The following is a 14,436-nucleotide window of genomic DNA, read 5'->3' on the forward strand; positions in this document are numbered from 1 at the left end:
TAAAATAAGCTTTCGGCTGGTGGCTAAATCATCAACGACGGCGACTTTTTTATGGGCGAGGTCGTATTGATTATTGAAATTAACGATTTCGAGTTCCTGCTCAGAGGGGCTTTTGCCAAGGCAAAGGGCACAATAATCGTAAACTTGGAGCCTCTGCCATATTCACTGTGTAATTTTAATTCTCCATCCATTAGTGTGGTGAGTTCAGACACAATATTAAGTCCAAGGCCTGCACGATTATAATGTTTAGTCAAATCTTCAGGTGAGTAGTCACTAAAAATCACACTTTGCTGATCTTTTGTCATGCCAATACCAGTGTCCGCGATTTCGATGGAAAGTAAGACGTTTTCTTGTTGCAACTGACAGTGTGCCTTAAACGATATGGTTCCGTGGTCAGTATATTTAACGGCGTTATTAAGTAGGTTGTTGATGATTTGCCTAAGTTTATTACCAGCACCATATAAATTTTCTGGAATTGCTTCTGAAATGTCCATCTCTAACTGGATGTGTTTCTGGTCGCAAATAATGGCTATTGGCGACAAACACTCGTCGAATATTTGAGTGATGGAAAAGTTACTGTTTTTAACGGTATGTTCTCGATTTTCGATCGCCGAAATATCTAAAATTTCGTTAATAATACGTAGGAGTTGATTACCGGAACGCTTAGCGTTTCGAATAAGAGTGTCTTTCGCAATAACGCCTTCTTGTTCAATTGCTAATTCCAACATACCAAATAAGCCATTAAGTGGGGTGCGTAATTCATGACTCATATTTTGCATAAAGAGCGTTTTGGCTTCACTTGCAAATTCAGCCTGTTCTTTCAATTTTCGAGCGGTTTCCTTCTCACTAGATAGCTGTGCAATCGCAGTAGTTATTAGCCTCTGTAATGGATTAAATACGTAAATCAGTTGTGCAATAAGCGCAATAATCATGGCGATGGTCAACACAGTCACAACCCATTCCAATTTAACTAGGTTGTTATTGGCGGCAGCTTCAAATGTATCGACCCCAGAATTTAATTTGGTCATTAGTCGCTCAATTGTGGAGAACGGCATTTCATCTAATGTGGCATCAAATCCAAACTCGACCGTTCTTCTCGCCCAGAATATAAAATCAATGATGTCGCTGTTCAAAGAGGGGAGTCTTCAAAATAAAGCCGCTGAATTTCATCCGATAATGTTTGTTTATTTGCTAGAGGCAATGTTTGAGTGAGCTGATTGTGGTTCTGTTCGAATTGGGTAATTGCGGCCTCAAGTATGGTTAGATTTTGACGACGAGTTTGCATGTCAGAAGATTGCGCTAAACGAGTTAAATACAGTGTGATCTTCTGTGACAACATGCTTTGTTGACCAGCAATGTTGACTAAGTGATTATCACTTTTTTGTTGTTTTATAGTGAGTTGCAATGCCATTAGATTAATGATGACGAGCGCAAAGATTACGCCTAATCCAAATCTGTGTTTATTGCTGATGGTGTTAGAAAATTGTGTATTTACGTCCATATACTTATATTCGAAAGTCCTCTCGATAAGTAACAATAGTTAGGAATTAGTTGAACCGCAAGTGAAATAATTAATTGAGTTTACGAATTTATTGGTCTACATTATGTCATCCGACCAGTGGAGGAAGTATGATCCAGACGTCACGAACTTTAGACCTAAAAACTCACCAATTGCACTTACGTCATATTTATCAACGTGATGACGGCCAACCAATATTGATGCTGCACGGCACAATAGAAAATGGGCGGATATTTTATAATGACAAAGACAAGGGACTTGCCTGTTATCTAGCGAGCCAAGGGTTTAATGTCTTTGTTTTAGACTATCGTGGACGCGGTAAAAGTCGGCCTCAAATCAAGCATAATTTTAACCATGGTTATCACGAATGCATTGTTGAGGATATTCCGGCTGCTATTGAATATGTGTTTAAACTTACTGGCCGTAAAATGCATGTGATTTGCCACTCTTGGGGCGGTATTTTGTTTCACAGCAGTTATACCCGATTTGAGAAATTACAAAACAAAGTAGTATCTGCCATCTGCTTTGGAACAAAGCGACAGGTGTTAGTTTGGAATCTCGAGCGGTTATTAAAGGTGAGTTTGTTTTGGCATCGCTTTGCACCTTGGATGGCCAAAAAGTCGGGTTATTTAGACGCTGTAAAACTTGGTATTGGTGCCGAAAGTGAAACGTATTTAGCTGTTAAACAAAGCTCAGATTGGGTGAAACCAAGTAAATGGGTCGATTCTGTTGACGGATTTGACTACGGAGAGTCCGCTAAAACCACTAACTGGCCACCAACATGGCATTTAACGGGTTCTAAGGATCGGGTGTTGGGTCATTCAGATGATGTTAATTTATTTATTAATGAATCGAATCAAAACGCAAAGTTTTCGGAGTTATCGAAGGTCAATGGCAACATGCTCGACTATGACCATATCAATATACTTACCGACAAAAATGCGGTAAACGACCATTTTCCACTAATCAAAAATTGGCTTTCTGAACATTAACCAAGGGCTAACCATACTCCTACTGCGACCATAAGCGTGCCTGAAATTTTGTTCATTTTGGTCACGTTGTTTTCACTCTTTAATAAGTTAGCCAATGTTTTGCCACCAGACGCATATAACATCATGCAGACAAATTCCGAGACCATAATGATGGCAACTAATACCGTTAACTGCAGTGGCATCGACAGCTCAGGGTTAATAAATGGCGGCAGTAATGAAATCATAAAGGCCCAACCTTTGGGATTGGCAACGGCAGTTACCAGTCCTTGATTAAACAATTGCTTTCTCGATATGGTTTGCTGTTCTTGGGGCAAACTGGATAACGCAAGTTTACCTCTGTTAAGCCACATATTTAGACCTAACCACATTAAATATAAGCCACCGACCCATTTTAGAATTTGAAAAATAAATGGGTATTGCAGCATTATGGTCGATACACCAATGACCGCTGACACCGCAACAATCGCAACCCCAAGTAATTCACCAAACATCATCCACATCGTGCGTTTAACACCAATTGACATACCAAGAGTAAGTGCCAATGTCATACACATACTCTGGGTAATGCTAACGACAAAAAATGTAGGGATAAATAAGGCAAATAATGTGAGATCTAGCATGAGTCGGGATTACTGCTATTTGAGGGGGAAACAGGCAAACCAGATGTATCCGGTTTGCCCACAGTTTTATTAAACCTGGAGTTATGGATCAGAAGCTAAGTCGTCTGATTTAACCTTAGGTTCTTTGCTATAAAGCTTTTTTAAGGCTCTATATGGTTTTCGGCTGTCTTCCAAAATAAGGTACAAACAAGGTACCAAAATTAAAGTGATCACCGTAGCAAATAACACGGCAAAGCCAAGTGCTACCGCCATTGGGATAACAAATCGAGCTTGTAAGCTGGTTTCAAACATAATCGGCAATACACCTACAAACGTAGTAATCGACGTTAATGTAATCGCCCTAAAACGAACACAACCAGCATCAATGACAGACCGCGTTATTGAATGACCTTCTTTACGCATTTGGTTTACGTAGTCGGTCATAACGAGGCTGTCATTTATCACCACCCCGGCGGCGGCAATGAGTCCAAATGTCGACATCATACTTAGGTCGATGCCAAAGAAATAATGGCCCCAAATCGCACCGGTTAAACCAAATGGTATAACCGACATTATGATTATAGGTTGGCTGTAACTCTTCAGTGGTACGGCGAGCAACACATAGACCAGCATCATACCAGCTAGGAAGAACATAATTTGTTCGTTCTGCTGTGATTGTTCTTCTTCAATCGAACCACCGAGTTCGGTTTGCACCGATGGGAATAAGACTTTTAAATCAGGTAATAATGTTTCTCTGACTTTTTCAACAACTTCATTTGGCTCAACGGTTTCTTCGTCGATAGAACCCCAAATGTATACACTGCGGAAGCCGTTTTCACGTCGAATATAGCTGATACCAGGTTTTTCAATTAACTCAACCACATCGCCTAACATGACTTCTTGGCCGCCGGGAGTTGTCACGACAGCGTATTTTAAGTCAGCAAAACGCTCGCGTGTTAACTGAGGATATCTAACCATGACTCGGATTTCTTCGCCGCCACGGATAACACGTTGTGCTTCACCACCGTAGAAACTCGCGCCCATTTGTGACGCAATCGTCTGCAGATCTAATCCTAAGTCATACGCGACAGGTTTGAGCGACATTTGAATTTCTTTACTCGCAGGGTCAATGGTTGAACTGACATCAAACAGCCCATTTTCCTGCTGTAACATAGAAATAAATTTCAAACCTGCTGCATTTAAGGTGTCAATATCAGAACCATATAGTAAGTAACCAAAGTCACCGTCGCCATTGCCTTGGCTATTGACGTCGTCACGTACGGTCATCGACTTCATGCCAGGTAAACGAGGTAACGCTTCGCGCCATCTACGGGCAAGTTCAAAGGTATCAAATGGGCGTAATTCTTCGTCAACCAATGGCACAACGATACGGCCTTGAGTTCGTCCTTGGTTAAAGGCCAAAATATCTCGAACCATACCAGTACCGTATTGTTCTACAGTCTCTCGTTCGATTCGCATGATGACTTGTTCAATGAGCTGTAATGTTTCGATTGTTTGAATGTCAGAAACATTGTCGTTCATTTCAATTTGAACATCAGGGAAGTCATGTGGCACTTTAGGAGTTGGTACCATACGAACATGGTTAGCCGTTATTAGTCCAAAACTCACAAAGAACAAGGCGATAAAGGTCATGAATACTGTCCAACGCCATTCAACACATTTGGCTAAAAAGCTGCGGTATGGGCCATATACAAAGCCAAAGAACTTCTTGTTGAACTTAGAACGCCAGCCGTTTTCTTTAATCGGTGGGAATTTAGTATGCGCAATATGCGAAGGTAAAATGAGTTTTGATTCTATTAAACTAAAGACCAAACACAAAACAACAACAACTGAAATATTATAGAAAAACGCGCCTTGTGGGCCGCTTGAACCTAAAAATGGTGCAAATACCGCGATTGTGGTTAAAACACCAAATGTGGCCGGTGTTGCAACACGCTGTGCACCGCGGACAACATTATCGACACCGCCACCTTTTTCTCAATCTCAGAGTACGCACTTTCGCCTATTACGATGGCATCGTCGACCACTATCCCGAGTACCATGATAAAGGCGAACAAAGACAGGATATTAATTGTTACACCAAACATCGGCATTAGAAAAACAGCCCCGAGGAAACACAATGGCAAGCCAATCATTACCCATAGGCAGCAAGTCTAAAGCGGAGGAAGATAGTTAACATTAAAGCAACTAAAATCGAACCTTGTAAAAGGTTTTTCAGCATCATATCTAAACGTGCATTGAGATAGTAAGTCATGTCGACTAGGATTTTAATTTCCATACCATCTGGTAACGTTTTGTTGCGCATTTCAATAAAGTCTTTTACAGACTTGGCAACCGGTATCATGCTTTGATCTTTAGTCGCGTTTACAGCGATGTAAATCGAGTTTTGGCCTGAGTATTTGTTATAACGTTCGCCTTCAGTAAAGCCATCTTTGATAACGGCCACATCACGTAGTAAAACTTTATCACCATTTTTACCAACCTTTACGGGGATAAGTCTAAACTCTTCACCACTATAATATTGGTTTTCAATACGGACTGAAACTATGCCACTGTCAGTGCGTAACTGACCTGCAGAGTAGTTTGCAGAATGCCTGCTTATTGCACGTGAAATATCAGTTAGGGTCAGATTGTATTTACGTAACTCTTCTGGTTTAACTTCAATTGCGATTTCTTCATCAGGCGCAGCGACATTAACTAACGAGACGTTATTCAATTGCAATAACTCGTCTTCAAGTCGTTTGGCCATTGGTTTGAGTTCAGACAGTGGGTAATCACCTACAATCGATAACTCTATAACTTGTTGGTTAAACTCAATTTGTCGAATATTGACCGGCTCCATCGCCGCAGGAAATGTCGCAATACTGTCAACGCGCATTTTTACTTTATCGAGGGTTTCAGCAAGGTCTTTATCAGGGTGTATTTCTAACGTCATTTGGCCAGAGTTACGGAACGCTCGAGACCACATTTTTTAATTTCGGTGACGTCTTTAAGAGACTCTTCTACCTTAATTAAAATACTTTCTTCTATTTCTTGAGGGGATGCACCACGATAAGCGGCACTAATTTCAATGTAGTTGATTTCAATATTTGGAAACATCTGACGCTGTATAGTGAAATAACTCACAATGCCCATGAACAAAATAAAGATCATCATTAAGTTTGCCGCAACTGGATTGTGGGCAAAATAAGCTATTATCCCTGTGGGTTTAGTACTTGTGTCACTCATAATATTGCCTTATCCATTCGTCACGTTTTGTGCAGCAGCTGGGGAAACAACTTGAGACTCATCTGATTTTTTATCTTTTTCCATGGCTTCAGTTCCTGCAACACGTACTTCCATACCAACTTGAGGATATTCTGGCACCGTGGTGACAATTTTGTCATTTTCGTTTAAGCCCGATCCAATTAAGTAGATCTCGCCTTCTTCTCTGACAACTTCAACCTTGTTAACACGAAGTTTATTGTCTTCGTCAATAATCCAAACTTTACGGTTGCTGACTAAATCTTGAGATAAACGGAAAACGTTGTTTAAAGGAGCGCCGTCAAAACTAACTTGAACATAGCTGCCAAACATAACTTTAGGTTGGTCGCTTTTTAGGCTGTAAGGGTCGTTAATTTCAACGACTAAGTGACTCATACGAGTGTCTGAATCTATGCGACCAGAGTCTCTTGAAATCACCGCTTGGCGTGTATATGAAAAGTTGCCTTCGGTACTAATTTGAGCAGATTTACCAGCTAACTGTGTTGGTAAAAACGAACGGTCGAAGCCGGCAATCGGAAACGAGACTTCGGCTTTTTCGATATTGTAAATTTCGCCAATGGACATACCCGGAGAAGCATATTGGCCTCGGCCAATGGTGCGGTTAATCACTAACGCGTCATAAGGGGCGACCACTTTTGTATTGTTTAAGTCGTTTTGCGCAGCTTTAACCGAGGCTTGTGCTGACTTAACATCGGCCATTGCACTCATCAATTGTGGTTTACGCAAATATAGGTCAGTAACTTTGGCATCAGGTAAAGTTTTAGCTTCAATTTTGGCAACGTCCGCACGACCTTGTTCTTCAACAAGCTTGGAATTGGCTGCTGACAAGCTTGATTCGGCTCTTAATAGAGCGGCTTGATAAGGCACAGGGTCAATTTCAACTAACACTTCGCCGCTTTTAACCAAACCACCGGCAACAAAGTTAGGGTGCCATTTTAAAATTTCGCCGGCGACTTGCGCTGACAACATGGTTTTTTCAACAGGAGTCACAGCACCATGTCCAACAATTTTAACTTGATGGGATTCTGAGTTAACGGCTCGAACACTGACAATAGGTCGAGTATCTACTTTTTCTTTATCTTTTTCTTTGTGACCAGATTGACCAACAACTTGACCTAAGCCAATACCAACGCCTAGTACAACTAGAGGTAAGGCAATCTTTAACCATGTTTTACTCATTTTGAAATCCCTGTTACAAATTATAATTTTGGCGATTTTTACATTGATTGCCGTATCTTATCGTATTTTCACAATGAAGAAAGCTACTATAAGTGTAAGAAATTGTTTATTCCGGATATTTTTACGCTGCTTTATATAAATAATTGGAAATAGACCGATACAGTTTTTGTCTTTGGCCGAGCCAACTTACAAAATATATAAGATTTAGTTTACGAGTGAGATACAATAATAGACCACTTTTATTAAAAAAATTGTTTGATGTATACATTACGTCCTTATCAACAAGATGCGGTTAACGCAACGCTCAAACACTTTAGGCAAACCAATGAACCCGCGGTCATTGTATTGCCTACTGGTGCCGGAAAAAGCTTAGTTATTGCTGAACTTGCTCGTTTAGCGCGACGTAAAATCCTTGTGCTGACCCATGTTAAAGAACTGGTCGAGCAGAATGTTGAAAAGTTTCGCAGCTATGGCGATCAACAAGGCGTTAAAGCTGGGGTATTTTCAGCGGGCTTAAATACCAAACAAACCGACTTCCAAGTGACGTTTGCCAGTGTGCAATCCGTCGTTCGAAATTTACCCCTGTTCGCTACAAGTTACTCGTTAGTTATTATTGACGAATGCCACAGAGTAAGTGAATTAACTGAAGGTGAAAATAGCAGCCAGTACGGAGAGATCATCAAACAGCTTGCTGGCTACAATCCAGACATTAAAGTACTTGGTTTAACCGCGACTCCATATCGAATGGGGTTAGGCTGGATTTATCAATATCATTACCACGGTATAAAACGCAGTGCGACCCCGACTCCTTTTAAATCTTGTATATATGAGCTACCGCTAACCTACATGATCAAACATGGCTTTTTGACACCACCTAAATTGGTCGATGCCCCCGTAGCACAATACGATTTTTCCGCGTTAAACAGCACAGCTAACGGCAATTTCAACGAGGCGGAAGTTAATGCCTTGTTGGTTAAATACCCAAGAGTCACTCAGGCAATTATTGAGCAAGTGGAAGAGCTAGCGTCGAAACGACAAGGTGTAATGATATTTGCCGCGAGTGTAAAACATGCAAAAGAAATCTGTGGTTATTTGCCAGAACAATCCACTGCGTTGATCACAGGTGCAACAGACTTAGTGACTCGTGCTGACTTAATTGCCAAGTTTAAAAATAAGACACTAAAATATTTAGTTAATGTGTCCGTGTTGACCACGGGCTTTGATGCGCCGCATGTCGATTTAATCGCGATACTTAGACCAACAGAATCGGTGAGTTTGTATCAACAAATTGTGGGCCGCGGCTTGCGTTTATGTGACAACAAAAAAGACTGTTTGGTAATTGACTATGCGGGCAACGGCATCAATATTTTCTATCCAGAAGTTGGTCAAAAAAGCCGAACTCTAGTTCAGAGGTTGTTCAAGTATTTTGCCCAAGTTGTGGTTTTGCCAATACTTTTGGGGGCAAAAAGACCAAGAAGGAAAGGTGATAGAACACTATGGTCGTAAGTGTCAGGGATTTTTACAGCATGATTACGAAGACGATGAAACCGCTGAAAATAGCAATCAGGCCATTGAGCGAATCGATTGCGATTACCGCTTTCGATTTAAGGAATGCGAACATTGCAACGCGGAAAATGACATCGCCGCTCGGGTTTGCCATCAATGCCAAAAGACATTGTCGACCCAGACGACAAATTAAAAGCAGCACTCAAATTAAAAAATGCCATGGTAATTCGTTGCGCCGGAATGATGTTTGAATTTCAAAAAGAGAGTGGACGCGACAGCCAAAAGTCAAAATTCGATACTTTGATGAAGACGGCCTAGAGTTGACTGAAACTTTTGATTTTAGTAACGACAAAGCGAAATATAAATTTAACCGCCTTTACGGACGACGTCTAAATAATTCGGCCGCGCCCAGGATTTTAAAACCGCCGATGACGTTGAATCAAAACAAAACGGGTTTACGCCACCTGACTTTGTGGTCGCCAGAAAGCAAAAGCATTATTGGCAAATCGTAGAACGGATATTCGATTATGAAGGGCGATATCGAAAAGCCAACGAATTAGGCTAAACGGCCCGGGCTAATATTCAAAGTATTGTTTCTCGTATGACTTATTTTTCGGCGGGCGACTTTGTAAGAAACGAAATTAAATAGGCGTACGCATAAATGGCGCTAAATAAAATGCTTGGCGCTACTGTTAACCAAAGGTTAGGTGTTTGATTCACAACATTAACCGAAATAACTAAAACCGATTGCAGCATGATAGGCACGATAGGGGTAACCCAAATAAGGCGTCGTGGCTTTGTTGTCATTACGGCAAGGCTTTGTAATCCATGATGAAAACTGCCAAAAACCACTTTGTTTCGTTTGGTCAGTTTATGAAGGCTACAAATAAATGGTGTAACTAAGCTTAGAGAAAGAATGTGGCTGTGAAATTTAGCTGCAATATTCTCTAAGATAAACGTAAATACCAAAGTAACTAAACCACTGTAAAGGCCTTGCACCAAGGCGCTTCGAATTGTGTCATTTAACGCTATCGTAGGCGATAGATTGGCCCAATACGCCCATGACGCATAAAATGTAAATGCGATGAGTGAAGACACTAATAGTCGTTTTAGATTCAAGAGTTACCTACAAATTTGAATGTTGACGTTTGAAGTGCTCCACCAAAGGTGGAGCTATTTCAAACATAATCAACGCGGTTAGAGCCGTGCTAAATAACTCACTACGACGAGTAAAATTATAGCGGTAATGGTATATCGTTACCATTTAGCTTAGCGGCACGTTCGGCAATTGAAAAGTCTACCGTATATTCGTCAGTTGCTTCGTTTGGCACTATCATGCCTTGAGACTCTAACATTGCGATATATTGAGGCGTTTGTTGAACCGTGATCTGATCAATTTCTTCCGGCGTTGCATCAGCGAGTTGCGGATTGTTAACCAGTTGACCTCGAATAAACTTTGCAACAGCTACAGTAAACAAAGGTCTAGAAATTTGAACTTGGCTAGACGCATTTACATGGCTTAACCAGAAATTTGGATCTTTAATTGTTGCGGGGCCGTTTCGACATTTTCAATTTTGGCGTTTAGCACAGCGTTGAAGTGACCTTCCGGCAGTTTACCTTTAAAGCGAGTGATATTAAATTCTGGTTCTGGGCCTAAAATAGTAAGTAAATTGCTTTCTAAAAATGTCACCATTTTCTCAACCTGCTGTTCTGGATGTTCGACAGGCGCTGGCTCGGAAAAGATTTTAGCTAATTCCATATACATATTCTTATCGAGTTTGTTTACTTCTAAAGCGATTTCAAATTCTTCGCCAAAATACTCACCAAAACTAAAACGACCAAGCTTATAGATTTGGTCACTACGCACTAGGTTTGTTGCGTCATCCAGTTCTGAATTTACCAAAATAGACATGTGGTCTAGGGTCAAAACATCAGGAGAGGTTTCATTTTTAACTTCAATTTGATTAACCGACACCGTCATCTCATATTGAGGTATTTGGTCGTAATTAAACATTGATGCCAAATCACCTTTAATTACAGAATCAAATACTAACTGTTGCAGAGTCATGTTTACTTCAGGAGACGTAACGTCTATCGCCGGTAATTCGCCGGTATAAATGAGGTGACCGTCAAGTGTATGTGCATTACCCGCATAAGATTTAACGTCAAATTTTATATTGTCGTCACTGGTAAACTGGAACTTCTCTGACTTGTCTTGATAGGACAGATCGCCGCTGAGGTCAATTTGTGCATGTATTTGGTAAAGCGGTTTTGCATGATCCCAAGTTACACTCGACTTTAAATTTTCAGCGCGGTAATTAACTTCGATGTTTGCTAACTTGCTACCCGAGGTCAAAACGGGCGCGTGGTCTATGTTAAAATCCAGCTCAATTTCAATATCGTCCATTGGCGCTTTGTCAGGTGAACTAGGTGGCATGACTTTGTCTAATTCTAAAGTCACTAAAATTACACCTGACGTAGAAAACCAGCCTGAATCCATTGACTTTATTTCAGCGTTGTAAATAGGCATTTCGGTAACATTTTGAACTAAGCCGGTTATCGTTTCAGCGATATTCAAAGAGATTATTTTAGGCGCAGCAACGACGGCAGTAGCAGCAACAATGGCGCCGCCAACAAGGAGTTTATTCATCAGAATTCCTTTTCATTAAGGTAAGTTAGCGCAGAATAATATGTTATTTTCCCGTCAAATCCCAGCTTATTGGTCACCTAGCGAATGATAAATCCTTTACTAACCTATAAGTGGTAAAACCCAATAGAAGTCATATTACTTTAAACCAAACTTTTTGAGGCTATGATTAAGTATTTGTTGGGTTTTATCTGCTGAGCGTGGACAGGGGTTGGTACCCATACCAAATCGCGCCATTGGTCGGTTTCAATACTAAAACATATTGAATTAAATTTAACCTGCAAGGCGCCATGTGTCGCAACCCCAATGACCTTTATGCCACTGCCTTTAGCAGCAAAACGCAGGCTATCCATGTCTGGTCTCCTTATTTTCGACGTATTCGCTCCTGTAGACTGTATTGAATCTATTGTTGGTTGAGGGGTCTGGGTTTGAATATAATTTTTGGTCGATTCTAATATGGAATGTAATGACGGATTGCTTAGCTGGTTTTCGCTGGATGGCATTTTGATAGACGAATTCGGATCTATCGGATTTGGCGTAACTTTCGAGACAAGCGTGTTTTCTTCTGTTTCGGTAAGTGTTTTTCAGCGGTAGACTCTTCTGCACCGGTTATTTCTGTTGGTAATTCGCTATTTTCCTCGGAGGCTTGAGTTGGCGTTAATGGACTTGTTGCAATTGCCGTTGCCGTAGATGTTACATTGGGTGATGAAACTGGATCTTTTGGTTTTTCAGGCAATTGAACTAAATAAGAGGATATTGCCAGTTTCGGTTTTGGCGGTGTGCTTGAGTTTAATATAGAGCTAGATTTAGTGTCGAACAGAAAGGCGCTTATCGCTACGATTCCCACGTGCAATAGGGCTGAGTACAGTAGATATTTTTTCCAACTAGAAATAATGCAACCTCATAATATGACATGAGGTAAGACGTTATTAAACTTTGATAGTTCAATATAAAGTAAATTGAGGCTTGTATCAGGTGCAACTGCGTGGCGAGGTTTGTGGAGGTGAGAAACTCAGTTGAACGCTATCGACCAGCATTCAACTGAGGTATTACCTATGGGATATCGATACTTACGCATCAACCCCTTTTGATTGTAAATACTCGTCGTAAGTACCGCTAAAGTCGACGATTTCATCAGATTTGATTTCAATGATACGGGTTGCAATTGAAGATACAAATTGACGGTCATGACTGACAAAAATCAAAGTGCCTTCATATTGCTCAAGAGCCATTTGCAATGACTCAATCGATTCCATATCCATGTGATTAGTTGGTTCATCCATTAACAAAATGTTTGGTGTCGACATCATTATTTTACCAAACAACATTCGACCTTGTTCACCACCAGATAGCACGGTTACCGACTTTTTAATGTCGTCTGATGAGAACAGCATACGGCCTAAGAAACTACGGATCGACTGCTCATCGTCATCTGGACGACGCCATTGGCTCATCCAATCAAATAAGTTTAAATCTTGTTCAAAATCTGCCGCGTGGTCCTGGGCGTAGTAACCCATCTTGTGATTTTCAGACCACTTAATAAAACCGCTGTCCGGCGTAAGTTCGCCTTGTAAACAGCGTAATAAGGTTGTTTTACCGACGCCATTTTCACCAATGATCGCAATACGTTCGCCTACTTCCGCCATTAGGTTTAACCCTTTAAATAACGGGCCTTCGTCAAAACCTTTAGATACGTCTTCGATTTCCAACGCGGTTCTATAAAGTTTCTTCTCCTGCTCGAAACGAATAAATGGATTGACGCGACTCGACGCTTTCACGTCTTCGAGTTTAATTTTTTCCATTTGCTTCTGTCTCGACGTTGCTTGGCGAGCTTTAGAGGCGTTCGCAGAGAAACGAGCAACAAACTGCTTTAAGTCATCAATTTGAGCTTTTTCTTTGCGTTGTCGTTTAACATACGCGCTCTGGCTTGAGTTGCGGCCAACATGTATTCGTCGTAATTACCTGGGTAAATACGCAACTCACCGTAATCTAAGTCGGCCATGTGAGTACAAACTGAGTTTAAAAAGTGACGGTCATGCGAAATGATGATCATCGTTGAATTACGTTGGTTAAGAATGTCTTCTAACCAGCGAATTGTATCGATGTCCAAGTTATTGGTCGGTTCGTCTAACATCAAGAAATCAGGTTCTGAGAATAGCGCTTGAGCCAATAACACACGAAGCTTCCAACCCGGAGCAACTTCGCTCATCAGGCCATAATGTAAATCAGTTGAGATACCCAGACCTAACAGCAATTCACCTGCTGAAGATTCAGCTTCATAACCACCCATTTCAGCAAACTCAGATTCTAAGTCCGCTACTTTCATGCCATCTTCTTCAGACATTTCAGGAAGGCTATAAATACGGTCGCGTTCTTGTTTGATGTTCCAAAGCTCTTCGTGACCCATGATGACAGTGTCTAACACTGTGCATTCTTCAAACGCAAATTGGTCTTGACGTAAAATGCCCAGTCGCTCACCTTCGCCATAACTTACGTTACCTGAGGAAGGCGTAAGATCGCCGGTCAAAATTTTCATAAATGTGGATTTACCACAACCGTTCGCGCCTATTAGGCCGTAGCGATTGCCGTTACCAAACTTTACGGAAATATTTTCAAATAATGGCTTAGCGCCGAACTGCATAGTGACATTTGCGGTGGTGATCACAGGCTGGTTTCTCGTGTCGATAAAATTTGGCGGAATTTAACCAG

12 protein-coding genes and 3 pseudogenes are annotated in these 14,436 nt (G+C 41.1%); 2 read left to right on the top strand and 13 right to left on the bottom strand.

The features are described from left to right. Positions 1-23: 23 nt before the first annotated feature. The gene (locus PN838_RS15915) at positions 24-1,133 is read right to left on the bottom strand and encodes a sensor histidine kinase (RefSeq protein ID WP_272181286.1); all 1,110 of its coding nucleotides are present in this window, start codon (positions 1,131-1,133) and stop codon (positions 24-26) included. Further along, the gene (locus tag PN838_RS15920) at positions 1,130-1,501 is read right to left on the bottom strand and encodes a type IV pili methyl-accepting chemotaxis transducer N-terminal domain-containing protein (RefSeq protein WP_272181287.1); all 372 of its coding nucleotides are present in this window, start codon (positions 1,499-1,501) and stop codon (positions 1,130-1,132) included. The genes PN838_RS15915 and PN838_RS15920 overlap by 4 nt, the downstream gene beginning before the upstream one ends. A gap of 128 nt (positions 1,502-1,629) precedes the next feature. Between PN838_RS15920 and PN838_RS15925 the strand changes: the two genes are divergently transcribed. Beyond that, complete coding sequence (locus tag PN838_RS15925) at positions 1,630-2,511, top strand: alpha/beta fold hydrolase (protein ID WP_272181288.1); 882 nt, start codon at positions 1,630-1,632, stop codon at positions 2,509-2,511. On the opposite strand, the gene PN838_RS15930 is transcribed toward PN838_RS15925, so the two are convergent. The 5 genes and pseudogenes from PN838_RS15930 to PN838_RS15940 all read right to left on the bottom strand — a co-directional run bounded on the left by PN838_RS15930 (position 2,508) and on the right by PN838_RS15940 (position 7,574). Next, complete coding sequence (locus PN838_RS15930; RefSeq protein WP_272181289.1) at positions 2,508-3,131, bottom strand: LysE family translocator; 624 nt, start codon at positions 3,129-3,131, stop codon at positions 2,508-2,510. The two genes, PN838_RS15925 and PN838_RS15930, sit on opposite strands and share 4 nt — an antisense overlap. Before the next feature lie 81 nt (positions 3,132-3,212). Further along, positions 3,213-5,027 (bottom strand): efflux RND transporter permease subunit, encoded by a 1,815-nt coding sequence (locus PN838_RS27470; RefSeq protein ID WP_370661114.1) that lies wholly within the window; start codon positions 5,025-5,027, stop codon positions 3,213-3,215. Between the two features lie 5 nt (positions 5,028-5,032). Continuing rightward, positions 5,033-5,224, bottom strand: coding sequence for an efflux RND transporter permease subunit (locus tag PN838_RS27475; RefSeq protein WP_370661048.1), 192 nt, complete (start codon positions 5,222-5,224; stop codon positions 5,033-5,035). 41 nt (positions 5,225-5,265) lie between these two features. After that, positions 5,266-6,359, bottom strand: a pseudogene (locus tag PN838_RS27480) (efflux RND transporter permease subunit). A gap of 9 nt (positions 6,360-6,368) precedes the next feature. After that, positions 6,369-7,574: an efflux RND transporter periplasmic adaptor subunit gene (locus PN838_RS15940; protein WP_215961912.1), complete on the bottom strand. Its 1,206-nt coding sequence runs from the start codon at positions 7,572-7,574 to the stop codon at positions 6,369-6,371. A 255-nt stretch (positions 7,575-7,829) separates the two neighbouring features. Here PN838_RS15940 and radD point away from each other — a divergent pair. Further along, positions 7,830-9,645: pseudogene (gene radD, locus PN838_RS15945) on the top strand (DNA repair helicase RadD). A gap of 41 nt (positions 9,646-9,686) precedes the next feature. On the opposite strand, the gene PN838_RS15950 reads toward radD, so the two are convergent. The 6 genes and pseudogenes from PN838_RS15950 to PN838_RS15975 all read right to left on the bottom strand — a co-directional run bounded on the left by PN838_RS15950 (position 9,687) and on the right by PN838_RS15975 (position 14,392). Continuing rightward, a complete protein-coding gene (locus PN838_RS15950; RefSeq protein ID WP_272181290.1) occupies positions 9,687-10,178 on the bottom strand; it encodes a hypothetical protein in 492 nt (163 codons plus the stop codon). Positions 10,179-10,315: 137 nt separating this feature from the next. Further along, complete coding sequence (locus PN838_RS15955; protein ID WP_370661115.1) at positions 10,316-10,624, bottom strand: DUF945 family protein; 309 nt, start codon at positions 10,622-10,624, stop codon at positions 10,316-10,318. Further along, complete coding sequence (locus PN838_RS15960; RefSeq protein WP_272181292.1) at positions 10,600-11,730, bottom strand: DUF945 family protein; 1,131 nt, start codon at positions 11,728-11,730, stop codon at positions 10,600-10,602. The genes PN838_RS15955 and PN838_RS15960 overlap by 25 nt, the downstream gene beginning before the upstream one ends. 140 nt (positions 11,731-11,870) lie before the next feature. Then, a complete protein-coding gene (locus PN838_RS15965; protein ID WP_272181293.1) occupies positions 11,871-12,080 on the bottom strand; it encodes a hypothetical protein in 210 nt (69 codons plus the stop codon). 170 nt (positions 12,081-12,250) lie between these two features. After that, positions 12,251-12,574: a hypothetical protein gene (locus PN838_RS15970; protein WP_272181294.1), complete on the bottom strand. Its 324-nt coding sequence runs from the start codon at positions 12,572-12,574 to the stop codon at positions 12,251-12,253. Between the two features lie 223 nt (positions 12,575-12,797). Further along, a pseudogene (locus PN838_RS15975) lies at positions 12,798-14,392 on the bottom strand (ABC-F family ATPase). Positions 14,393-14,436: the final 44 nt, after the last annotated feature.

Source organism: Psychrosphaera algicola (assembly GCF_028401425.1).
Classification (GTDB): Bacteria; Pseudomonadota; Gammaproteobacteria; order Enterobacterales; family Alteromonadaceae; genus Psychrosphaera; species Psychrosphaera algicola.